This window comes from Candidatus Nanosynbacter sp. HMT-352, assembly GCF_022819365.1.
Lineage (GTDB): Bacteria > Patescibacteriota > Saccharimonadia > Saccharimonadales > Saccharimonadaceae > Nanosynbacter.
In genome coordinates this window covers 55,539-76,705 of sequence record NZ_CP089289.1, presented here as the reverse complement: position 1 = coordinate 76,705, position 21,167 = coordinate 55,539, and the positions used below count along the sequence as shown (strand labels likewise).

The window sequence follows — 21,167 nt, the reverse complement described above, 5'->3', positions numbered from 1 at the left end:
CCTTTCATTTATTAGCGGGTAACTCTTACGAAATTAATAGTTTTTCCTTCGCCAATCCACCTTTGTTCGTAAGTCGTCATTATTTTATATTCGTCATTTAGCGCGGATTCATGAAGATCAAAACTCAACTCCTTAATTTGCCATTTTTCTGCCACCAATTGCTCCAAGCTCCAGCAGAAAAAAATGTGATCGTCGTGTTTGATTAATAAAGATCCGTCCGATTTTAGCAATGAAGAATACTTCTTCAAAAAATTAGGATGAGTCAAGCGACGCCCAGCGCTATGCTTCCTCGGGAACGGATCAGAAAATGTTACCCAAATTTGCTCCAAAGAATTCTGCTCTACTAATTGGTCTATTTGGTCAGCCCGCGCTCGAACAAAAAACACATTCTCCAGCCCCTTTTCTTCAGCAATTTTCGCGCCCTTCTGTAATCGATCACCTTTCACGTCAATTGCCAAAAATGTCTTTTCGGGATGGCGCAGCGCAAGCTCCACGCTGAATAGTCCAGTTCCAGCACCGATTTCCAAACAATCAACTTCCCGCTTTATCCACTCGTCAAACTCAAAACATAGAGGTGAATTGTGGAATAAAGCAAATTTATACTTCTTACGTTTTCTGGTGATAATAAATTGATTCGGATCGACAAAACTCATATTTTCTATTATACTAAATCAATAATGGATAAGCTTATAAAACAGTTCTTAGATTCTTCGACGTTGGGTCAATGGCTTCATGGCAACAACCTTGGCTGGTTAATTAGTGAGCGCATTATCGACACAGTCAGCATTATTATTGGCTCTGTTTTTGTTTATTTTCTGGGGAAATATTTATTATCTTGGACTATCCATTATTCTATACGCTCCACCGCTAAACATCGTTCCTGGCACCGTAAAGACATAGAAAAGCGCGAAAAAACTCTCATCCAATTAACCAGAAGTTTCTGGCAAATTATAATAATTTTCTATGTCGCCGCAATTGTCGCCAATAAACTATTTCTATTTGATTTATCGCCTCTATTCGCCAGCGCCGGCATAATCGGTGTGGCGTTAGGATTTGGCGCTCAATCGCTCGTTAAGGACTTCTTGTCTGGTATTTTCATCATCGCTGAAAATCAATATCGTGTTGGCGATGTTGTTGACGTAATGGGAGCTGCTGGAACCGTCGAGAGAGTCGGCACTCGCACTACTGTTATACGAGATTCTGAGGGCAATGTTCATTATGTTCCAAATGGTACGATTCAGCACGTTATCAATAAAACTATGGGCTATAGTATGTCGCGCTTCAGCATTTATATCGACCCAAGTTCTGACATTTCTGCAGTTACAGACATTATTAACGCTACTGGTCAAGAATTAGCTAAAGAAAAGGCTTGGCAAAAGAAAATTATCGATCCGCCTAAATTCGTTTCCGTTGGTGATATTACAGGACGAGGAACAGAATTGATCATTGCCGGAAAAACTCAGCCATCAGATCAGTGGTCTGTAACCTCCGAGATGCGACATCGATTGCTACAAAACTTTGATCGCGAAGGAGTTCTTCTGGCGACTCTGCCGACACCAACCTCAATAACCAGAAGATAAAGATTAATTATTAGACAAGCCCAATTCTTTATCGCTCAACACATCATTAGAAAACGCTTTGATCTTATTAACGTTCTCTACTTCTTTATCATAAATTCCCAAAAATTCCTTCAATGTATCCTTATTTACTGAGCCTTGCGCGTCAAATTCGTGACTTTTTTCATTCGCATCCTTGCTAATTTGGTTACGGCGAGAAGCGTATTCTGGACGACTCAAATCCAATCGATAAGCGTCAGTCTTGTAATACATAAACATCGCGATCGACACCAACACAACTGAGACCGCAATAGTCAGTCCAATAAATGTAGCGAATTTATAACTACGAAATAATTCCTTAGCTCTATTCATTAGAACCTCCAGACAGCGAATTTTTAATAACTTGCACTTCTTCTTTATATCTCACTAACAATTCATCCAAGACCTTCACATCCTCAGAAAGTTTATTACGAGCCTCGCGAGCGACGGTCAATTTTTGATAATAGTCCACCGCATTATTAGAGCAATTTGCGCGCTGAAGATCAGTCATAGCAGTATCGTAATCGTTGTAATTGCTATTAAACTTAAGTCTCGTCGACTCGAATTCATTAGTAATGTTCACTAACTTTGAACTGTCCAGCTTATTGATTGCCAATCGACCGTTCAGCCTGGCCATAAGTTTGGTAGAAATAGAATTATATCTTTGTCCAATGTTAACTCTAGTTAGAGCGTCATTGGTATGGATGTTTTTAATAGCAACTCTTACGGAACTACAGTTTCGATCAAGCGTTTTTATAATCTCAGAATCAGCCGTAGCATCGACAGACTGAGCCTCAACTGCCCGTGGCGTCACTAACAAACTAGAAGCAATCAAAAAAGACGCGAGATAGAAAGTAATTTTTTTCATCACTTATATTATCTCACGTCTTCTTGAATAGAGTCAAATATTACTTGAAACGTTTTTCGACGTTACCCTTAACATCTTTTGCAGTTTCTACTACGGCGTCTCCAACTTTCTGAGAACCAGCTTTCAATGAATCTACACTGTCTTTAGCTGCAGCGGTCGCTTTGCAAGCTACTTTTTCAGTGTCGGCTTTCAATTTTACAGCTTTATCTTTCAAGTCTTTCCTTGTTTCCTTACCGCTCTTTGGTGCAGTTAAAATTCCAGCTGTAAAACCTGCTGCCACTGCTCCGATAATTGCTAAAACTTTTTTCATATATTTACTCCTTTTTTAATTATTTTTTACGAAACAAACCTGATATTTCACTAAAAACTTTTGTTGGCGACAACCACTCAGTCGCACTAGCTACGTTAGTTGTAATTTTACTAACGCTTTTCATGACCGTATTAAGTCTTACCAACAAGGCGATGACCACTGCCAGTAGCGTTACGATAATAACCGACAACAATCCTACGATGATTGATAATAAAACGATGGCTGTTTGGATATCTTCCACGCTTTACCTTTCTGCAAAAGTTTATATTTGTTATGTTTATTTTAGCATGCTTGTTAAATTGTTTGTATTAGATAATCTAACTATTTCACTATAGCATAAGCTTATTAAATTGTCAATAAAGACGTCCGCTAATCGTTAATAATATGATAAACTGGTATGGTTATGCGAGATTTTTTCAAACGATACATACCGGAATTTGTTTATGGCGCAGTCGACGGCACGGTAACAACATTTGCAGTCGTGGCGGCTTCAGCCGGTGCTGGAATATCCAGTTCAGTCATTCTTATATTAGGAATTGCTAATTTAATAGCCGACGGATTCTCAATGGGCTCTAGCGCATATTTAGCAGCAAGTGCAGAACATGAAGAATCTGTGCGCGACACCCAAAAACGCTCATCTCCAAAGATCATAGGCGCAGTAACATTCTTAGCTTTCGTGGTGGTCGGTAGCGTACCAGTATTGCCATATTTGATTGATGTAATTGCAAACTTAAAAGCGCCAAACGCGGTATTATTCTATGTTAGCTCAGTGCTAACTGCGGCAACGTTCTTAGCAATCGGCTTCATCAAAGGTAAAGTCAGCAAACAATCACCTTGGCAATCTGCAGGCATCACACTGCTCCTTGGGGCAATTGCGGCAGGATTAGCCTACTTCGCAGGCGACATTTTGGCGGCATGGCTGGGTGTTAGGATTTAGATTTTCTGCGATAAAATTTATTATTTTATCTATATTGCACACAGCCTTTTTACTCACCACACCACCATTCAAATAGACGCGCCTATTAATTTCCAACATCACCGACTGTATCTTTGGATTTTCATCGTGATAAAATTCCATCGGAACCAGCGCCCCAGAATACGGATAATTTAACTCACAACTATATCCCATTCCTTCAATATATGTTTTTAATTTTGATACATTGTCTTTGCTAACCCATTTTTCATCATAGCCAAGGCAAATATCTGGTAAATTCTCCGTCCAGCCAAACAATCTTCGCACTAATTCATCGCTATAACTATGAATATCAATAATCACACATGAACCATATTGATCAACAATTTCCCTACTCAATGCGTTTAGCTGTTTGTGGTGTAAGTCGTATGATTTACCCAAAATTTCCTCTCGGCGGGATGATCCTATTTTGCGATATTGCGTACCGTCAGATAAATGTGTATAAATCGCTCCCATACCCAGCTTAGCCATCGGCTCATCCTCATCACTGCGGAATCTCTCAACATCACAATATAGTCGCGAATATTTAGCTATAATTTTATGGCTATCTATATTTTTAACGAGCTCATCAACTTTATAATCAACAATGAAACGCAATTCCCTCTCGATAATCTCTTTATCTATCGTAATATCACGCCAAAAATCAGGCGGCAAGCACAACGAGGCATGAGGAATGTGAAGAATAATATTGTCCATCATCCTACGAACGTCTCCCGTGAACTCAATGCTAAATCTCACAAACCCAATTCGCGTAGCTGAGCAGGATCGACAACTGATGGCGAATTCATCATCACATCCACACCAGAGCCATTCTTTGGAAACGCCAGAGTCTCGCGGACGTTTTGCTCATCGGTCAATTCCATCAAAATACGATCAACACCAAAAGCACATCCTGCGTGAGGCGGAGCGCCGTATTTGAAAGCGCCTAACATAGCACCAAACTTTTCTTCAACATAAGACTCACTGAAGCCCAGTAAACCGAACACTTTATAAAGCACCGCTGGGTTATGATTACGAACACCACCAGAGCAAATCTCATAGCCGTTCATCACCATGTCAAATTGGTCAGCGACAATGGATAATTTTTCGGCGTCAGTTTCAGCAGATTCCAGAGCTTGCAAACCACCCTTTGGCATACTGAACGGATTATGCCCAAAATCAAGTTTTTTACTTCGGTCATCCCACTCGTAAAACGGAAAATCAATAATCCAAGCAGACGCCACGACCGATGGGTCCTTAAGATTAAAGTGCGAGGCAAATTCATTACGCAAGCGCCCCAATACCGTGTTAACAACCGAGCGAGAATCAGCGCCAAAGAACACTGCATCGCCATCAACCGCACCAGTTTTCTGCTGGATATCAGCTAATTCCTTCTCACTCAAGAATTTCGCAATTGGAGATTTTGCTTCACCGTCTTGATATGTGATGTATGCCAAACCGCCGGCGCCTTCACTTTTAGCGATATTAGTGAAATTGTCAATTTGCTTGCGACTCAAACTTGCGCCATTTTTTACGCAAATAGCCTTAACGCATTCAGCATTTTTAAATACGCCAAACTCAGTCTCCGATAATACGTCCGTCAGTTCTATCAATTCCATACCAAATCGCAAATCCGGCTTGTCAGAACCGTAAGTTTCCATGGCGTCACGATACGAAATCCGCGGAATTGAACTGCCATCACCAACTGCCAAATCGCTCAAATCCAACAATTTTTTACCAGCAAAATCAGTTGCCAGTTGCTTCATCAAAGGCTCAACTTCAGTGCGAACTTCTTCGCCATTTTCGGCAAAACTCATCTCTAAATCAAGCTGATAAAACTCGCCATACAAGCGGTCTGCTCGCGGATCTTCGTCGCGGAAACAAGCCGCCAACTGATAATAACGCGGCACGCCACCAACCATCAGCAGCTGCTTAAACTGCTGTGGAGCTTGTGGCAAGGCATAAAACTTCCCTTCTTGCAAACGACTAGGAATCAGAAAATCACGCGCACCCTCAGGACTTGAATTAGCTAAAATTGGCGTTTGAATTTCAATAAAATCTCGATCGTCCATATATTCATGGATTCGACGATACATTTCGGCGCGTTTTTTAAGCATGTTTTGCATTTTTGGACGACGCAAATCAAGATAACGATATTTGAATCTTAGTTCTTCGCCAGCTTGATTATCCTCGGCAAATGGCTGAATTGGCAAAGTTTCAGCTCGGTTCAAAATCTCCAAATTGTCCACAACAATTTCCACATCACCACTGGCAATATTCGGATTTTTCAGACCTTCACCACGCTCCGCAACCACGCCACAAGCACGAATCACAAACTCATCTCGTAAGCTTTCCGCCAAAGAAAAAGCATCTTTTTTATCAGGGTTAATAACCAACTGAACCAAACCCGTATGGTCGCGCAAATCAATAAAAATCAATCCGCCATGATCACGCCTGGAATGAACCCAGCCCGCAACTGTAATATTTTCACCAACTTTTTTAGAAGTTTCTGCCGCCAAAATTCTATTTTTCATATCTGTTATTATAGCATAATCTGGGCAAATTCCCAGAATTAAACATCTCGTCGAGTTTTTGTGGGCAAATTATTTTTCTGCGGATTAGCCGTAGCGGCTTTACGGAGATCTCCATAAACATCATATTCGTCAATGATTTTCTGACCTAATAGCGCTTCAATTACATCTTCTAAGCTCAGTAGACCAACTGTTTCTCGAAACTCATTTACGACAATAAACAAGTGATGCTGCGTTTTCAAAAATGCAGCCAAGGCGTGCTGTAGAGTTTGATTTTCGCGAATATAATAGACGTCTTTGCTCATGACCGTTTCCGCACGATGAGATTTTGCTTTGCGATCAATTGTCAGCAAATCCTGAATCCTCAACATTCCAACAACATGATCAATATCGCCATCAATGACAGGAAATCTGCTATACCCTTTTTTATGAAGATCATCAAGCACTAGCGGTCCGAGAAGTTCATTCATAGGTACTGATTCAATCATGCTTCGTGGCGTCATAATTTCCTCGACCTTCATATCGTTGAACTTCAGTCCGTTGGTAATAAGCTTTTTCTCAGAAGATGAAATCGCTCCGCTGGATTGAGCCACCATTTCCAGCAATTCTTCTTTCGATTCAATCACCCGATTATCACCAACAACTGGCGATACCGAACGGATTAGCGACAAAATTACTTGATGTCGCTCAATTGTCGTTAAAATTAGCGGTTCGTATTTCTCGTAAAGTTGCTGTGAGTATTTCTGCCACAAGCCAATTCGCGCGACGGCTCCGATTTCTAGGGCTATTATAATTGACAAAAAGAGTCCAGCCGCCCAATTGAACAAATAAACACTAATAGCACTTAAAATTACCAAACATAAAGAAGCCACGGCGCGCTGCAGTGAAATAATATCTCGTAAAAATTCTCTTTGTCGCAAAAGAATTTTAGCCTTTTCATCGCCTAGTCCACTTCTCCGCCGCAGCTCAAATTGACTATGCGAAGATGTTTTCGGCTGAACTCCCAGCACTATCAGCAAAACCGCCAAAGTAACCAAATATCCAAAAATTAGCACAATCGTCATAGTTTTATTGTACAGCATTCCGTGCTATACTTACTAGAGTAAATGGAGGTAAAATGAATAAGAAAAGCTGGATAATTTTCGCAATTATTGTAGTGGCGATTGTTGGTGGAATGATTTATATTTCAACACAAAATCGACTAAACATTAGCGATATCAATAGCGATCAGCTGAACACAACTATCAGCGCAGAATCGAGAAATGGCAATATCGCGGATCATGAAATTGGTAGCAAAGACGCCAAAGTGACAATTATCGAATACGCCGACTATCAATGTCCTGGCTGTGGCACCGCTGCACCAAAAGCCGAAGCGCTAGCTAAAAAATACAAAGATCACGTTCGATTAATTTTCCGCAATTTCCCAATTGCTAGCTCACACCCTAACGCACGCGCTGCCGCTGCCGTGGCTGAAGCTGCTGGTTTACAGGGTAAATTCTGGGAAATGAATGAGCTTCTATACGCAAATCAGGACGCTTGGAAAAATGCCAACACTACAGAACGCGACAACATTTTCAAATCTTATGCTGAACAATTAAAGCTTAATATTGATCAATATAAAACCGATATTGCCAGTAACAAGGTTAAAAATAAAATCGACTTCGATATGGCTCTCGGTCGCAAACACGGCGTTGCCGCAACACCAACTTTCTACATAAATGGAAAAAATACCGAGATGGACAGCTCTGGCTCAATTGAATCATCAGTCAAGGAAGCCTTGAAAAAAGCTGGCGTTGAAGTGAAGGATTAACGCATTTTCACACAAACCAAAATCCCGCTCCGGTGCCTTGGAGCGGGATTTGTTTATAGTCGTCCCTATTCTATCGTTGGAGCGACCGTACTACTTTTTATTGCGCTATATATGTTTGCCATTCGGCAGGCACCACATCCACCGCGATCTTTTTGCGCCTTGATGGCACAAATTTGATTGCTATTGGCATGTGTTTTGCACTCCTTATTATTATGTGCAGCCCCACGCGCTTCGACCTTTATCACTTAATATCAGCAATTTAATGCTTCGGCGCGAGACATGCTAACAATGTTACCAAACGTTTATTGGCACGTCAAGCAAAAACATTTTGAAAATGCTTATTATATCTATATTAGAATAAGCGGAGTCGCTTAGCAACAAACATAACAAGTAAAATCAACAACACCGTAAAACTGGTGATAACTGGGTACGCCCAAGGCTCACCTTGAAATGGCAACGCGATATTCATTCCATACATTCCGTAAAAAACGTTTGGAATAGCCAGAAGAATTGTTATGGCGGTCAATGCCTTCATGCGTTGGTTCAGCGTATTATTAGCAACCGTCGAATAAGCGTTTTGAATGCTGGAAATTGTGTGTGTGCTGGAGCTAATTGCCACTAAAACTTGCCTGATATGTAGATCGACGTCCTCCAAGGCTTCCAAATCTCTGGTCTTAAATAAGTGGCGGCGATTTTCCATTAGTTGTGCAATAACGCGGGACATCCCTTCCAGACTGCTTCGATATTCATTGAGCGTATCTTCAATTGCCACAAATTTAATAAAATCCGAATTCTCAACTTCATGACGACTCAGTCGCCGACGAGCATCACTAATTTGCTCCGTTAACAAATGCACGCGTTGTTCATATTGAGAAATAATATACGCCAAATTCGCAGCAAAAACTCCCGCTGGACGTTCGGTTGTGCTAAATAAATAATCACTGACCTCCAGGGGTGAAAATTTAACATGAGGCGATATTGTAATATAATGACCGCCGCTAATTGCAATTAAAAACGGTGCCGTTTTGCCAGAATCAGTTTGACCAAACGGTATGCGCGTAAAAATATACTCAACGCCATCAGAAAACTCCGCTCGAGGTAATTCGTGGATATCCAGTACGTCACGGACAATATTAGCAGACAACGACAAAGCCTTTGAAACTCGAGTAACGTCAAGATTGCCGGTCAAATTAATCCAACCGTTTTTATGCATTCGTTGAGCTTGCGTCAACTTTTCAGTCAACGATCTGCGTTCAAAATAGCCCACCATCATAAGAAAATTATAATATACACAAGCAATATTAGCAATCTGTCGAATTGCAATTAAACTTTATCGGCGGCGCAGGAAATAATAGCCCACAACAACAGCTAGGACTACACTAACTGCGGTAATTCCCCAAAACATCAATGGATTATCGGCACCTGGAACCGGCACGTTCATACCATATAAACCAGCGATCATCGTCGGAATAGTCAAAGCTACGGTGATTACGGTTAGCAGGCGAATCGTCTCATTAAGGCGCGTATCCATCACCGCCCTATAGCTGTCGCGCACATTAGTAATCGTCCTCAACAAACTTTTACAACGCGCAATCACCTGCTCCAAATCAATCGAGATGTCTTCAACATCTTCCTTATCGTCAGCCTTCAATCGCAACTTCTGAGTCGCCAAAAGTCTCTCAATTGCCCAGTTCATCGGAATTAACGCGTCAAGATAATCATTCAATTTGCGCTCATACTCCGCCAGTGTGGCAATGTCATTAACTCTCAATGTATGAATACTGTCCGTAGCCGCTCGCATTTGGCGATTAATCGTTGCCACGCGCCGTTGATATTGCGTTGAAATTGCCTCAACCATCGCCACCAAAAGCTCAACTTGTCGATCTGTTCTAATCCGCATCTTATCAATAAACGGCTGCCACAATCGCCCCAAACTATCTCTAGACAACGTCACGATATGATCTTTATTGATGCAGAATAAAATCGGCGTGGTAAAGTCATTAAAATCGTCGTCAGTGTCTGGCAATCGCGCAATCAAATAAGTCCACTCATCGTCAAACTCAATACGCGGCACCTCGTGCGGGTCAAGCGCGTCACTTATCAAATCCTCATCCAAGCCCAGCGTCAACAATTGCGAAACCTCTTCGTCGCTCGGTCTTTCGCAGCGCACCCACGAACCAGACTGCAAATTTTCTTGCGGGCTAATTATTGAATCACTATTTGTTGAACGAAGATATTGCAACATAATTTCATATTATAAAATAAAACATACATAAACACAAGAAGCTCCTGCGCCATTCACAGGAACTTCTTGATTTTTATTACGATTTAACTATCGTGCCTGCCGAGCCGCTAATGGCTTCAGCGGTTTTATCTAGCGAAGTAATAATCGCCGTACGCCCTGATTTGCCGTCCAAGAACGACAAGGCAGCCTGAGTTTTTGGCAACATCGAACCTGCCGCAAATTGCCCATCGTCAATATGCTTTTGAAGTTCTTCTATTGAAACTTCCCCGAGAGACTGCTCATCTGGTTTGCCAAAATTAATTTTAGCAGCATCAACCGAAGTCAAAATCAGCAAGGTGTCGGCGTCCAAAAGATCTGCCAATTTTGCCGCGCCGAAGTCCTTATCAATAACCGCAGCGACGCCTTTTAATTGACCAGTTTCGTCTTGCAAAACAGGAATACCGCCGCCGCCAGTTGAAACAACCGTCACGCCAGCATGAACCAGTGCCTTAATCACATCAGCCTCGACAATTGTCTGAGGTTTTGGCGAAGGAACGACACGCCGCCAGCCACGACCAGCATCTTCTTTTACCGTGTAGCCGCGTTCGCTAGCGACAGTTTTTGCCTCGTCTTCCGAATAGAACGGACCAATTGGCTTGGTTGGATTTTGGAATGCTGGATCGCTCAAGCTAACAATCGTTTGGGTTATAATGCTAACAGCGCGATTGTTCATCTGATTAACCATAAAGGCGTCATGAAAAGCCTGCTGCAGCCAAAAGCCAATCAACCCCTGGCTCATAGCGCCAGAATCTTCCAGCGGCAAACTTGGCACATCTGGCGTGTTAATCGCCTCTTCATGCAACACAATATTGCCAACCTGAGGACCATTGCCATGGACGATTGCTACGTTATGACCAGCCTGGATTAACGGTAAAAGTTGCCGAACAGTTTCATCAGCCACTCGTTGCTGTTGCTCAGACGCGGCTTCGCCCTGCCGTTGCAGGGCGTTACCACCGAGCGCTACTACAATAGTACGCTTCTTATCCATAGGCTACAGTGCTCCGAAAATTGCAATAACTGTGATGCTGATAATAGCAAATACCGCCATAATTGGAGCTGAACGTTTTAGCCAGTCGCGATATGAAACACCAGCCAAAGCCAATCCACCCATCAATGACGCGATAGTTGGAGCCATCATATTGATCAAGCCAGACGCTGTCGCAAATGCGGCAACCATAACTTCTTTGCTTGAGCCAACCAAGTCAGCAATTGGCGCAATAACCGGCATAGTTGCTGCCGCCAAACCTGATGATGACGGAACGATAAATGACATTGGCAAGTAGAATAGATATGCCAACACACCGACAACACCGCCACCAGCATCTTTCAGGAGAGATTCACCCCAGCTGATGATTGTGTCCTGGATTTCACCGTTAGTCATCACTACAGAAACACCTGTTGCCACTGCGATAATCAAAGCAACCGGCAAGATGTCTTTCACTCCGTCAATAAATGTATCAACTGGGAAAACACCCTCTTTCTTAAACTCTTTGTAGTAAATTGCGGTTATAACAATTGTTGAAATTAGGAATAGTGCGGTGATTTCATTGAAATACCAATCACCAAATGCCGCACTGTGGACTACACCAAGTACCGCGCCAATAACCGGCAGACCTGCAGCCCATTCAAACATATCAGTGAAGAGTGTGATATTCCAACTTCCCCATGGAATCAAGGAAAGAATCATTAACACAAACGTAATAGCAAACACAGACATAACGACTTTTCGTGGACCAGTGAATTTTGGTACGTTTGTCATGTCGAGAGCAGCCGTAGCTGGCTTGTAGCGAACATCTTCTTTGTACTTGCCGGCCTTCACTTTTGCGGCATAACGCATAGTAAAGATAATCGCGGCAATCAAACAAAGTACTAAGATTATAGACATTATTGGAATAACGCTACCCAATTTCACATCTGCGGTTTTTGCCGCAACACCAGTAGAGAATGGGTTGATTGTTGAACCGAGCACGCCAGTACCAGCACCCAGCACAATCACCATCACACCAGTCATAGCATTATAGCCAGCAGCAATCATCATCGGTATGACGAGCGCGTAGAACGCCACAGTTTCTTCCTGCATACCGTAAGTAGTACCACCGATAGCGAAGAGAATCATCAGAATCGGGATGAGCCACTTTTCCTTGCCCTTCATCTTTCGGAGCAGTGCGCCAAGAGAAGCGTCAAGCGCACCAGTTTTCATAGTGACACCTAAGAATCCGCCGAGAACCATCACGAAGACGATAACATCAAGCTTGTCTGACATACCTTTAATAGGTGCGGTGAAAACGTCCCACAAACCTTGCTGGTCGTGTTTTTTGACCTCTTCCTTTTTGCCGTCTTTTTCTTCCGTAACAGTTCGCTCTTTGTCGACTACGTAATACGAATTAGCTATACGATCGCCATCTTCGTTCGTCTTATATAGCCCAGAAGGAACAACCCACGTCAATGCCGCCATAACGATAATCACGACAAACAAAATAGTAAACGCCGACGGTGATCGAAGCTTCTGCTTTGCTTTTTTAATTTTTTCTACCATTGCCTCGGAGCCTCCTTAACCTCCTTATTACGACAACAACTACAATGTCAAAGCCATCACAGCCTTGATTGTATGCATACGATTTTCCGCTTGATCAAAAACTATCGAATGTGGCGAGCGGAACACCTCATCCGTCACTTCCATTGAATCTAAACCAAAATCTTCTTGAACTTTCTTACCGGTGATGGTTAATGCATCATGAAACGCCGGCAAGCAATGCATAAACTTAACCTCAGGATTTCCTGTTAAGTTAATCATCTGGCGATTAACTTGGAAATGTCGCAATTGGTTAATGCGCTCAGCAAACTTGTCTTCTTCGCCCATTGAAACCCAAACGTCCGTGTAAATTACATCGGCACCGCGCAAAGCTTCTTCAAAATTGTCGGTAATGGTAATGCGCGCATGACTTGACTTCGCAAAGTGATTTGCTTTATCAACCAAAGCTTGCTCTGGATGCAATTCACGAGGTGCCAAAATACGAAAATCAAGTCCCATAATAGCTGAACCGATCATCAGCGAGTTTGCCATATTGTTGCGACCATCGCCAACAAATACCAGCTTAGTTCCCTTCAATTTTCCGACATGCTCTTCAATTGTCATGAAGTCAGCCAAAATCTGTGTTGGATGAAACTTATCGGTTAATCCATTCCATACTGGAACGCCAGCATGACGCGCTAATTCCTCAACAGTCGCGTGGTCAAAGCCGCGGAATTCAATTCCATCAAACATTCGACCCAAAACCTTGGCAGTATCTTCAACCGTCTCTTTCTTACCCAATTGAATATCATCTTTACCGAGGTATTCTGGCGCAATTCCAAGGTCATTAGCAGCTACCGTAAATGCGCAGCGTGTTCGTGTTGAAGTCTTTTCGAACAACAAAGCCACATTTTTACCCTCATGAATTCGGTGCGGAATGCCGGCATATTTCAATCGACGATATTCACGAGCCGTATCCAATAGCAAGCGAATCTCTTCAGCGGTATAATCACCTAAAGTCAGTAGTGATCGTCCTTTCAAACTCTGAGCCATTAGAATACATCCTCTCGTACTAGCGGCATACTCATGCAGCGTGGACCGCCACGACCGCGTCCGAGCTCAGCGCCACTAATTTCAATAACTTCAATACCGTTTTCGCGCAATTTCTGGTTAGTTACGTAGTTGCGATCATAAGTCACCACAACACCTGGCGCAATTGCCAAAGTGTTTGAGCCATCGTTCCACTGCTCGCGAGCGGCAGCGATTGGATCTCCACCACCACACTCAATCAATGTAACAGTCGGCAAGCCCAGCGCAACCCTCAAGACATGTTCCAAATCTGTTTCATGTGTGATTCGTGGGAATGGCTGGCCTTCAACCTTCTCCAAAATGAAACAATTCATCCTGCCGCCATGGTCGCGAATTTCCGGGTGAATCGTAAACTTATCACGATCAATCATTGTAAACACAGTGTCTAGGTGCATAAAGGCGTGAGATTTTGGAATTTCCATAGCAATGACTTTCTCAAACTTTGAACCAGCAAACAATTTGGTTGCCATCTTTTCAATTGCCTCAGCGGTCGTTCGCTCTGAAACACCAATTGCCATAACCTTATCGCTTAATACTAATTCGTCGCCGCCTTCCATTGAGAATTTCTCTGTGCGGTTGTACCAAACTGGCGCACGATTAGCAAAGCGTGGATGATGGTCGATGATGTAGCGCATAAATAGCGATTCACGACGACGAGCCGTCCAGTGCATCTTGTTGATTGTCAAACCGTTACCAATTGCGGCAGCTGGGTCGCGTGTAAAGTATAGGTTTGGCATTGGATCGAGATAGAACGGATAATGATTTTTCTCGATCATATTATGAAGTTGCTGATGCTGATCTGGAGGCAAAGTAATTTCATCCTTGCGAACACCAGCCATAATCTTGCGAATCATAGCGTGAGTTGGCAAATCCAACAAGAATTGGCGCAATGTTTGAGTAACACGGCGTGAATCCTGCTTAGAAGCAGCCAACATTTCATCGACAAATTGTTCGCGCAATTGATCTGTGTTAATTGCCTCGGCGACCAATTGATCCAGATACAGAACTTCGATTCCACGACTTCTCAATACTTCCGCAAAAGCATCGTGTTCAGCCTGCGCCACTTTCAGATATGGAATATCGTCAAATAAAAGATCGGTCAGATAGTCTGGCGTCAAATTTTCCAGTTCTTCACCTGGCCGATGCAATAGAACGGTCTTAAGTTTTCCTATTTCAGACGTGATGTGAATTGGTTCGTCCATCACAACCCTCCCCTGTTTATATTAGTGATGTTTTAATTGTAACACGTTTATGTTTTTGGGCAAGAGGAGATGATTGCCAGACTAGCTTCAGTCCTGACCGTGAATTGTCGATTAACTTTCAGCCATTCATCAGTGGCTTTTGCAGCTCCCGGCAGAGCTTCATTTACGTAATCATCAACAATAATTATCGCGTCTTCGTTAAACTTACTTTCACAAACCCGAAAAGAATCGACAATTGACTCATAAAAATCGCCATCAAAAAACGCAAACATAATATTTTCCGGCACATCATCAGAAGTAAAATCGGAAAACCAGCCTTTGTGAATAATCGGCGACTTCAATCCTGCTTTCTTAAAATTCTGGACAAACGTCTTACGCGGCGCTAATAACTCGCCAGCCTTAAATTGATCACCCGCGGCGCTATTATCCTTCTGGGTTTTTTCTGGCAATCCCGCAAACGAATCGTAAACGTGAAACTCGCCCGTAAAATCGTAAGCGTCCAGCAGTCGGCGAATAAACAAACTAGTTGTGCCGACATAACAACCAAACTCCACGATGTTTCCAGTAGCGCCACTGCGCAAAGTTTTTTCCAATTCTCTTAAAAGCGCCCCAAGTTCTTTTATATCGACTTGGTCGGAAATGATCGGGTATTTAGTGAGGAGTTGATCTGCGATATTCATGACTTAATTATAAATAGTTCGCCAAATATCGACAAATTTATCAACGACGCAGCCCTATATATTTACGGTCTTATGAAGTAAACTATCAATTAGCACCTATGAATAACCACGATATTATCAAAACATTTTTGCCGAAACAACTGGACATAAGACTGTTAAGTTCGTTTCAATCCACCTTGCGAAAATCAAACATAATTGTATACGGCGAAATCCACGGCATTAAAGAAAATTCCGACGTCATCTATACTCTGGTTAAGAAACTTGGCGTAAAACGATTAGCTATTGAGGCAAGCCCTACTGTACTCAACTTCATCAATTCAGTAAAGACCGGCTCTTACGATTTTTCCTTGGTTGACGAAGACATTTTTGACTCGAGCATTTTATCTCTTGAAATGGTAAAGACAATAGTAATTCTTTTACAACAAAACCAACTCAAAGAACTTATTTTTATTGATACATTTTTTGACAATTTAGATGAAAATATCACCGTACCACCAAGCCTACAAGAACGAGAAAAACAATTGACTGAGAATGTCCTTAGTATTGATAACTCATTACCAACATTATGTATTATGGGACAATGGCATACGCAGCCCAAAGTTGTTACAGATGGCGAAACGCAACATAACTCAGCGCTATATCGCTTAAGAAAAGTAAAGCCAAATGTGCCGTTTATTCACAATGTCTACCGACAAGGACAATTATTTAACGACGGAAAAATAATTGAACTTCCGAAAAACCCATCAATTCCGCCTTATTATGAGATTGTCCAGAAAACTAATATTGATTTCAACTTGCACACGCCAAAGGCTACAAAAATATCACTATATAAAAAGTAGCAGACAACTACTCAGCAAACTGACTATTATAAAGCTCAGCGTAAAATCCATTTTGCTTCAACAGAGTTTCGTGATTGCCCTGCTCAATGATATTCCCGTCCTTAACCACCAAAATCAAATCGGCGTCGCGAATGGTACTCAAACGGTGCGCAATAACAAAACTAGTTTTTCCCTGCATAAGCTTCTCCATGGCTTTTTGGATAAGGACTTCGGTGCGCGTGTCGACCGAGCTTGTCGCCTCGTCCAGAATCAGCATCGGCGCCTTCTCTAACATTGCCCTGGCAATTGTCAGCAGCTGCTTTTCTCCCTGGGAAATGTTAGCAGCCTCCTCACCAAGAACCATATCATATCCGCCCGGCAGTGACCGCACAAAATGATCAACGTGCGCCTCTTTGGCGGTTTTTATCATCTCTTCCTCGGTAGCTTTTGGGTTGCCATACATAAAATTCTGACGAATCGTGCCATTAAACAGCCACGTATCCTGCAGCACCATACCAAACATTTGGCGCACATCGCTACGTTTCATTTTACGAATATCCACGCCGTCAATCTTAATTGAACCGCTATTAATCTCATAAAATCGCATTAGCAAGTTAACCAGCGTCGTTTTGCCAGCACCAGTTGGACCGACAATCGCCACGCGCTGACCTGGCTTAATGTGCGCCGACAAACTTTTGATGATAGTTTGGTCTGGCTTATATCCAAAGACGACGTTGTCGAATTCAACTTCACCTTTTACATTAGACAATTTTACCAAGTTATTCGATTCAACCGCTTCTTCTGGCTCGTCCAAAAACTCAAACACTCGCTCGGCGGCAGCAGCTGTCGATTGCAAAATATTAGCAATATTAGCAACCTGAACCAGCGGCTGGTTGAACTGATCGACGTATTGAATAAACGCCTGAATATCGCCGATTTTCAGTCGACCATTAATCGCCAACCAACCGCCCAAAATTGTCATAGCAACGTAGCCAATATTGCTGATAAAATTCATAATCGGATGAATCAATCCAGAAAAGAATTGAGCCTTCCAAGCGCTCTCCTGAAGCCGATTATTGATCTTAGAAAACTTAGCAATCGATTTTTTCTGACCATTAAAGACGCGCATCACTTGATGACCGCCATACATTTCTTCAATGTGTCCATTAAGTTCGCCAAGCTGCGTTTGCTGGCGTAAGAATTGTTTTTGCGAGCTCTTTGCAATCAATGTAATCACACCGCCCGCCAGCGGAAGCACCAGTAGCGCAACTAGCGACATCTGCCAGCTAATCGAAAACATCATCACCAAAATCCCCAGCACCGTAACCGTTGAAGTTACAATTTGCGACAAACTCTGATTTAGCGTTTGGCTGATCGTATCGACATCATTAGTTATGCGACTAAGAACTTCGCCGTAAGTTTGCTTATCGAAATAACTCAGCGGCAAGCGATTTATTTTTTCTGACAATTGTTGTCGCATCCTGAAAGTTACGGTTTGCGTCACCTGGGTCATTATCCACGTTTGAATATAGCGAAAAATTACACTCAGCACATACATTCCGACTAGCAAAATAATTATTCGCCAAATAGCGTCAAAATGAAATTCTGGACGCCGACTAAGATCTAGTTTTTTAATCGACTCAAGCTGACTGGACGGAATCTGTTTTTCAATCTCCGACTTATTCGGCAATCGGTTCAAAACGTCCGCGCCAGTAGTTCCCGCTGACAAAGAAACGCCTTTTGGCAATTTGCTAGCGATCGCCTCGTACGCTTTCATATTGACATAATCATCAACAATTTGATTCGTCGCGCCGCCTAAAATCTTCGGACTGGCAATCGCAAAAATCGTGCTCCCAATTGCAAAAACCAACACCATCAACATTTGCCATCGAAAATCCGACAAATATTTAATCAGCTTCTTGACCGTTCCCTTAAAATCTTTAGCCTTTTCGCCAGTGCCCATTCCGCCCATAGGACCGCCCATTCGCACTTGCTGACGTTTTTTCGTGGTTTGCCTAGACATTACAACACTCCTTTCGCAGCAATAGACATTTTCTGCAAATCATCTTCCGAGAGTTGCGAAGCGGCAATTTCTTGATAAACTTCACAATCTTTCATCAATTCCTGATGCGTTCCCTGACCGACAATTTTTCCCTCGTTAAGCACAATAATTTTATCGGCATTCATAATCGTATTAATTCGCTGACCGACAATTAGCACAGTTTTATTCTTAGTTTCCTTTGCAAGCGCAGCCCGTAACTTCGCGTCCGTCTTAAAATCAAGCGCCGAGAACGAATCGTCAAAAATGTAAACATTCGGCTCAACCGCAATAGCCCTCGCGATCGACAAACGCTGGCGCTGACCACCAGAAACATTGCCGCCGCCCTGAGCGATTTCACTTTTATAACCATTTTTTAACTCGCTAATAAATTCTTCCGCTTGGGCAATTTTGGCCGCTTTTTCGACCAACTCATCATCAGCCGTAGCGTTGCCGTATTTGATATTGCTAGCAACCGTTCCGCTAAACAGCACACCTTTTTGTGGCACGTAACCAATTTGACCAGACAAATCTTCCAGTTTCAGGTTTCTAATATCCACACCATCAAGCAAAATCTGCCCCGCCGAAACATCATAAAAACGAGGAATCAAATTAATCAACGTAGACTTTCCCGAACCAGTACTGCCAATAAACGCCGTTGTCTGACCAGGTTCGGCTACAAAATTAATATCCGAAAGCACTGGCAAATCCGCGTCAGGATAAGTAAACGTAACGTCCTTAAACTCAATTTTTCCCTTGGCATCTTTTGGTAGTTTTTTCGGCGACTTCGGGTCAGTAATTGACGGCATTGTATCCAAAACTTCCCCGACTCGGCGCACCGATACGGCGGCTCGCGGCACCATAATAAACACCATCGACAGCAACAAGAACGAGATTATCACTTGCATCGCATATTCCAAAAACGCCATCATATTACCAATTTGCAAATTGCCACTACTTATCAAATGCGCACCAAACCACACAATTGCCACACTCGAAAAGTTCATCACTAAAATCATAATCGGATCAAGCAACATCATCAAACGATTCACAAATAAGTTCATCTTATTCAATTCCGTGTTAGCTTCTTGGAATTTTTTCTGCTCAATCTTCTCGTTATGGAACGCACGAATAACTTTTAGTCCAACCAAATTTTCCCGCGCCACCAAATTAAGTTTATCCACCAGAGTCTGCAATTTCTTAAACCTAGGTACGGCAATCGTAAATAGTGTAGCGATAACTACGAGCAAAACAAACACCGCCAAAGCGATAATCCAGCTCAGATCCGGCGCGTTATTCATGGCTTTTTGCAGACCACCAATTGCCATAATCGGTGCCATTAACGCCAGTCTCAGCAGCATTATTGACGTTGTTTGAATCTGCTGAATATCATTCGTTGAGCGCGTAATCAGCGACGCCGTAGAAAACTTATTAAAGTCCGCCAAAGAAAAACTTTCTATTCGTTCAAACAATTTCAATCGCAATTTTTGCGCCATTCCCGTAGCAATTCGCGCCGCCAAAAAACCCACGACAATTGAACAAAAACCACCAGCCGCCGTCACCAAAATCATCATCAAGCCATTATTCCAAATCGCCGACATATCTTGTTTAATAATGCCATTATTGACAATTTCCGACATTTTATCCGGCAGCCACAAATTCGCCATCACAACTCCATACGTGAATCCAATCAAGATAATAAACAGCAACCAATAGCCTCTAAAAATTCGTAAAATATGTTTCATTTATAGCCCTTTATGTCCTAAGTCCACCTTATATTATATCATTTTAGGACTAGTTGATTTCATTTTAATAATTACAATTGGACAAAAATATCTGTTAGTTTTATACTGTTTTTAGCGTCGGGGTGTGGCGCAGCTCGGTAGCGCGCACCGTTCGGGACGGTGAGGTCGCTGGTTCAAATCCAGTCACCCCGACCATGAAATTATTGGGTGTACGTTCAGCTTAATTGAACCTCTGGCTATTAGCAATCAAAGGAGGTTTTATGCGACGAAGAGTAAACGTACGCGGAATTATTATCAATGAAAACGGCGAAATTTTCTGCCAAAAATTAACCGCAAACACCGGCAAAGGTCGTGATTTTTGGTGTACGCCGGGCGGCGGTTTAGAAATGGGCGAAGGCTTACTGGACGGCTTGCGTCGAGAAATGATTGAAGAAACTGGCGTCAAACCAGAAATTGGTAAGCTGTTATTTATCCAGCAATTCGCCGAATCCGGCGAGCAATCAGCGCATGGCCCGAACGAACAATTGGAATTTTTCTTCCTCATCACCAACTGGCAAGATTATCAAAACATTGACTTAGAAAAAACATCGCACGGTGTCGAGGAAGTGGCGGAATGCGGCTTTGTTGACCCGAAAACGACGCGAATTTTACCGAGTTATCTGACAGAGGTTGACCTGGACCAGCTGGTTAACAAATTGACAGAAGTCCCAGTTCTAAGCGAATTATAGCTGGG

22 protein-coding genes and 1 tRNA gene are annotated in these 21,167 nt (G+C 42.6%); 6 read left to right on the top strand and 17 right to left on the bottom strand.

The window, feature by feature from the left end:
- Window positions 1-11: 11 nt before the first annotated feature.
- Complete coding sequence (gene trmB, locus LRM49_RS00385; protein ID WP_243777926.1) at window positions 12-653, bottom strand: tRNA (guanosine(46)-N7)-methyltransferase TrmB; 642 nt, start codon at window positions 651-653, stop codon at window positions 12-14.
- Window positions 654-677: 24 nt separating this feature from the next.
- Here trmB and LRM49_RS00380 point away from each other — a divergent pair, with 24 nt between their 5' ends.
- Window positions 678-1,580 carry a mechanosensitive ion channel family protein gene (locus LRM49_RS00380; RefSeq protein WP_129743579.1) on the top strand — a complete coding sequence of 301 codons (903 nt, stop codon included), beginning with the start codon at window positions 678-680 and terminating at the stop codon, window positions 1,578-1,580.
- Window positions 1,581-1,583: 3 nt separating this feature from the next.
- On the opposite strand, the gene LRM49_RS00375 is transcribed toward LRM49_RS00380, so the two are convergent.
- The 4 genes from LRM49_RS00375 to LRM49_RS00360 are packed head-to-tail and all read right to left on the bottom strand — an operon-like array spanning window position 1,584 to window position 3,014.
- Window positions 1,584-1,928 carry a hypothetical protein gene (locus LRM49_RS00375; RefSeq protein WP_243777925.1) on the bottom strand — a complete coding sequence of 115 codons (345 nt, stop codon included), beginning with the start codon at window positions 1,926-1,928 and terminating at the stop codon, window positions 1,584-1,586.
- Entirely contained in the window at window positions 1,921-2,463 is a 543-nt protein-coding gene (locus LRM49_RS00370; protein WP_243777924.1) for a hypothetical protein, read from the bottom strand. Before LRM49_RS00370 ends, LRM49_RS00375 begins: the two co-directional genes overlap by 8 nt.
- 40 nt (window positions 2,464-2,503) lie before the next feature.
- The gene (locus tag LRM49_RS00365; RefSeq protein WP_129744612.1) at window positions 2,504-2,773 is read right to left on the bottom strand and encodes a YtxH domain-containing protein; all 270 of its coding nucleotides are present in this window, start codon (window positions 2,771-2,773) and stop codon (window positions 2,504-2,506) included.
- Window positions 2,774-2,792: 19 nt separating this feature from the next.
- Window positions 2,793-3,014 carry a hypothetical protein gene (locus tag LRM49_RS00360; RefSeq protein WP_129636661.1) on the bottom strand — a complete coding sequence of 74 codons (222 nt, stop codon included), beginning with the start codon at window positions 3,012-3,014 and terminating at the stop codon, window positions 2,793-2,795.
- A 156-nt stretch (window positions 3,015-3,170) separates the two neighbouring features.
- Here LRM49_RS00360 and LRM49_RS00355 point away from each other — a divergent pair, with 156 nt between their 5' ends.
- Window positions 3,171-3,710, top strand: coding sequence for a VIT1/CCC1 transporter family protein (locus tag LRM49_RS00355; RefSeq protein ID WP_243777923.1), 540 nt, complete (start codon window positions 3,171-3,173; stop codon window positions 3,708-3,710).
- Here the strand turns inward: LRM49_RS00355 and LRM49_RS00350 are convergent.
- From LRM49_RS00350 to LRM49_RS00340, 3 genes are read right to left on the bottom strand one after another with little or no spacing between them, the layout of a single operon-like run.
- Window positions 3,657-4,484: an N-formylglutamate amidohydrolase gene (locus LRM49_RS00350; protein WP_243777922.1), complete on the bottom strand. Its 828-nt coding sequence runs from the start codon at window positions 4,482-4,484 to the stop codon at window positions 3,657-3,659. The two genes, LRM49_RS00355 and LRM49_RS00350, sit on opposite strands and share 54 nt — an antisense overlap.
- Window positions 4,481-6,259 carry an aspartate--tRNA ligase gene (aspS, locus tag LRM49_RS00345; RefSeq protein ID WP_243777921.1) on the bottom strand — a complete coding sequence of 593 codons (1,779 nt, stop codon included), beginning with the start codon at window positions 6,257-6,259 and terminating at the stop codon, window positions 4,481-4,483. The genes LRM49_RS00350 and aspS overlap by 4 nt, the downstream gene beginning before the upstream one ends.
- A 38-nt stretch (window positions 6,260-6,297) precedes the next feature.
- Complete coding sequence (locus tag LRM49_RS00340) at window positions 6,298-7,320, bottom strand: CBS domain-containing protein (RefSeq protein WP_243777920.1); 1,023 nt, start codon at window positions 7,318-7,320, stop codon at window positions 6,298-6,300.
- Between the two features lie 53 nt (window positions 7,321-7,373).
- Between LRM49_RS00340 and LRM49_RS00335 the strand changes: the two genes are divergently transcribed.
- Complete coding sequence (locus LRM49_RS00335) at window positions 7,374-8,066, top strand: DsbA family protein (RefSeq protein WP_243777919.1); 693 nt, start codon at window positions 7,374-7,376, stop codon at window positions 8,064-8,066.
- A gap of 352 nt (window positions 8,067-8,418) precedes the next feature.
- On the opposite strand, the gene LRM49_RS00330 is transcribed toward LRM49_RS00335, so the two are convergent.
- From LRM49_RS00330 to LRM49_RS00300, 7 genes are all read right to left on the bottom strand, one after another.
- Window positions 8,419-9,339 (bottom strand): CorA family divalent cation transporter, encoded by a 921-nt coding sequence (locus LRM49_RS00330; RefSeq protein WP_243777918.1) that lies wholly within the window; start codon window positions 9,337-9,339, stop codon window positions 8,419-8,421.
- 57 nt (window positions 9,340-9,396) lie between these two features.
- Complete coding sequence (locus LRM49_RS00325; RefSeq protein ID WP_243777917.1) at window positions 9,397-10,311, bottom strand: magnesium transporter CorA family protein; 915 nt, start codon at window positions 10,309-10,311, stop codon at window positions 9,397-9,399.
- A gap of 76 nt (window positions 10,312-10,387) precedes the next feature.
- Entirely contained in the window at window positions 10,388-11,338 is a 951-nt protein-coding gene (arcC, locus tag LRM49_RS00320) for a carbamate kinase (RefSeq protein ID WP_243777916.1), read from the bottom strand.
- A 3-nt stretch (window positions 11,339-11,341) separates the two neighbouring features.
- The gene (locus tag LRM49_RS00315; RefSeq protein WP_243777915.1) at window positions 11,342-12,886 is read right to left on the bottom strand and encodes a YfcC family protein; all 1,545 of its coding nucleotides are present in this window, start codon (window positions 12,884-12,886) and stop codon (window positions 11,342-11,344) included.
- Between the two features lie 39 nt (window positions 12,887-12,925).
- Window positions 12,926-13,915, bottom strand: coding sequence for an ornithine carbamoyltransferase (gene argF, locus LRM49_RS00310; RefSeq protein ID WP_243777914.1), 990 nt, complete (start codon window positions 13,913-13,915; stop codon window positions 12,926-12,928).
- A complete protein-coding gene (gene arcA / locus LRM49_RS00305) occupies window positions 13,915-15,153 on the bottom strand; it encodes an arginine deiminase (RefSeq protein ID WP_243777913.1) in 1,239 nt (412 codons plus the stop codon). The genes argF and arcA overlap by 1 nt, the downstream gene beginning before the upstream one ends.
- Before the next feature lie 47 nt (window positions 15,154-15,200).
- Window positions 15,201-15,833 carry a TylF/MycF/NovP-related O-methyltransferase gene (locus LRM49_RS00300; RefSeq protein ID WP_243777912.1) on the bottom strand — a complete coding sequence of 211 codons (633 nt, stop codon included), beginning with the start codon at window positions 15,831-15,833 and terminating at the stop codon, window positions 15,201-15,203.
- 98 nt (window positions 15,834-15,931) lie between these two features.
- On the opposite strand from LRM49_RS00300, the gene LRM49_RS00295 reads away from it, so the two are divergent.
- A complete protein-coding gene (locus LRM49_RS00295) occupies window positions 15,932-16,672 on the top strand; it encodes a hypothetical protein (protein ID WP_243777911.1) in 741 nt (246 codons plus the stop codon).
- A 7-nt stretch (window positions 16,673-16,679) separates the two neighbouring features.
- Here LRM49_RS00295 and LRM49_RS00290 read toward each other — a convergent pair whose 3' ends face one another.
- Together LRM49_RS00290 and LRM49_RS00285 are read right to left on the bottom strand one after the other, a co-directional pair.
- The gene (locus LRM49_RS00290) at window positions 16,680-18,674 is read right to left on the bottom strand and encodes an ABC transporter ATP-binding protein (RefSeq protein WP_243777910.1); all 1,995 of its coding nucleotides are present in this window, start codon (window positions 18,672-18,674) and stop codon (window positions 16,680-16,682) included.
- Window positions 18,674-20,434: an ABC transporter ATP-binding protein gene (locus tag LRM49_RS00285; RefSeq protein ID WP_243777909.1), complete on the bottom strand. Its 1,761-nt coding sequence runs from the start codon at window positions 20,432-20,434 to the stop codon at window positions 18,674-18,676. The genes LRM49_RS00290 and LRM49_RS00285 overlap by 1 nt, the downstream gene beginning before the upstream one ends.
- Before the next feature lie 118 nt (window positions 20,435-20,552).
- On the opposite strand from LRM49_RS00285, the gene LRM49_RS00280 reads away from it, so the two are divergent.
- Both LRM49_RS00280 and LRM49_RS00275 read left to right on the top strand, forming a co-directional pair.
- Window positions 20,553-20,629 (top strand) — tRNA-Pro (locus LRM49_RS00280).
- A 65-nt stretch (window positions 20,630-20,694) separates the two neighbouring features.
- Window positions 20,695-21,162, top strand: a complete 468-nt coding sequence (locus LRM49_RS00275) for an NUDIX domain-containing protein (protein ID WP_243777908.1) — start codon at window positions 20,695-20,697, stop codon at window positions 21,160-21,162.
- Window positions 21,163-21,167: the final 5 nt, after the last annotated feature.

Coding starts and splice junctions, on each gene's coding strand:
- LRM49_RS00380 (WP_129743579.1), top strand. CDS start 678: ATGGATAAGCTTATAAAACAGTTCTTAGATTCTTCGACGTTGGGTCAA.
- LRM49_RS00330 (WP_243777918.1), bottom strand. CDS start 9,339: ATGATGGTGGGCTATTTTGAACGCAGATCGTTGACTGAAAAGTTGACG.
- LRM49_RS00300 (WP_243777912.1), bottom strand. CDS start 15,833: ATGAATATCGCAGATCAACTCCTCACTAAATACCCGATCATTTCCGAC.
- trmB (WP_243777926.1), bottom strand. CDS start 653: ATGAGTTTTGTCGATCCGAATCAATTTATTATCACCAGAAAACGTAAG.
- LRM49_RS00275 (WP_243777908.1), top strand. CDS start 20,695: ATGCGACGAAGAGTAAACGTACGCGGAATTATTATCAATGAAAACGGC.
- LRM49_RS00375 (WP_243777925.1), bottom strand. CDS start 1,928: ATGAATAGAGCTAAGGAATTATTTCGTAGTTATAAATTCGCTACATTT.
- LRM49_RS00315 (WP_243777915.1), bottom strand. CDS start 12,886: ATGGTAGAAAAAATTAAAAAAGCAAAGCAGAAGCTTCGATCACCGTCG.
- LRM49_RS00370 (WP_243777924.1), bottom strand. CDS start 2,463: ATGAAAAAAATTACTTTCTATCTCGCGTCTTTTTTGATTGCTTCTAGT.
- LRM49_RS00340 (WP_243777920.1), bottom strand. CDS start 7,320: ATGACGATTGTGCTAATTTTTGGATATTTGGTTACTTTGGCGGTTTTG.
- arcC (WP_243777916.1), bottom strand. CDS start 11,338: ATGGATAAGAAGCGTACTATTGTAGTAGCGCTCGGTGGTAACGCCCTG.
- argF (WP_243777914.1), bottom strand. CDS start 13,915: ATGGCTCAGAGTTTGAAAGGACGATCACTACTGACTTTAGGTGATTAT.
- LRM49_RS00295 (WP_243777911.1), top strand. CDS start 15,932: ATGAATAACCACGATATTATCAAAACATTTTTGCCGAAACAACTGGAC.
- LRM49_RS00365 (WP_129744612.1), bottom strand. CDS start 2,773: ATGAAAAAAGTTTTAGCAATTATCGGAGCAGTGGCAGCAGGTTTTACA.
- LRM49_RS00285 (WP_243777909.1), bottom strand. CDS start 20,434: ATGAAACATATTTTACGAATTTTTAGAGGCTATTGGTTGCTGTTTATT.
- LRM49_RS00355 (WP_243777923.1), top strand. CDS start 3,171: ATGGTTATGCGAGATTTTTTCAAACGATACATACCGGAATTTGTTTAT.
- LRM49_RS00325 (WP_243777917.1), bottom strand. CDS start 10,311: ATGTTGCAATATCTTCGTTCAACAAATAGTGATTCAATAATTAGCCCG.
- aspS (WP_243777921.1), bottom strand. CDS start 6,259: ATGAAAAATAGAATTTTGGCGGCAGAAACTTCTAAAAAAGTTGGTGAA.
- arcA (WP_243777913.1), bottom strand. CDS start 15,153: ATGGACGAACCAATTCACATCACGTCTGAAATAGGAAAACTTAAGACC.
- LRM49_RS00335 (WP_243777919.1), top strand. CDS start 7,374: ATGAATAAGAAAAGCTGGATAATTTTCGCAATTATTGTAGTGGCGATT.
- LRM49_RS00290 (WP_243777910.1), bottom strand. CDS start 18,674: ATGTCTAGGCAAACCACGAAAAAACGTCAGCAAGTGCGAATGGGCGGT.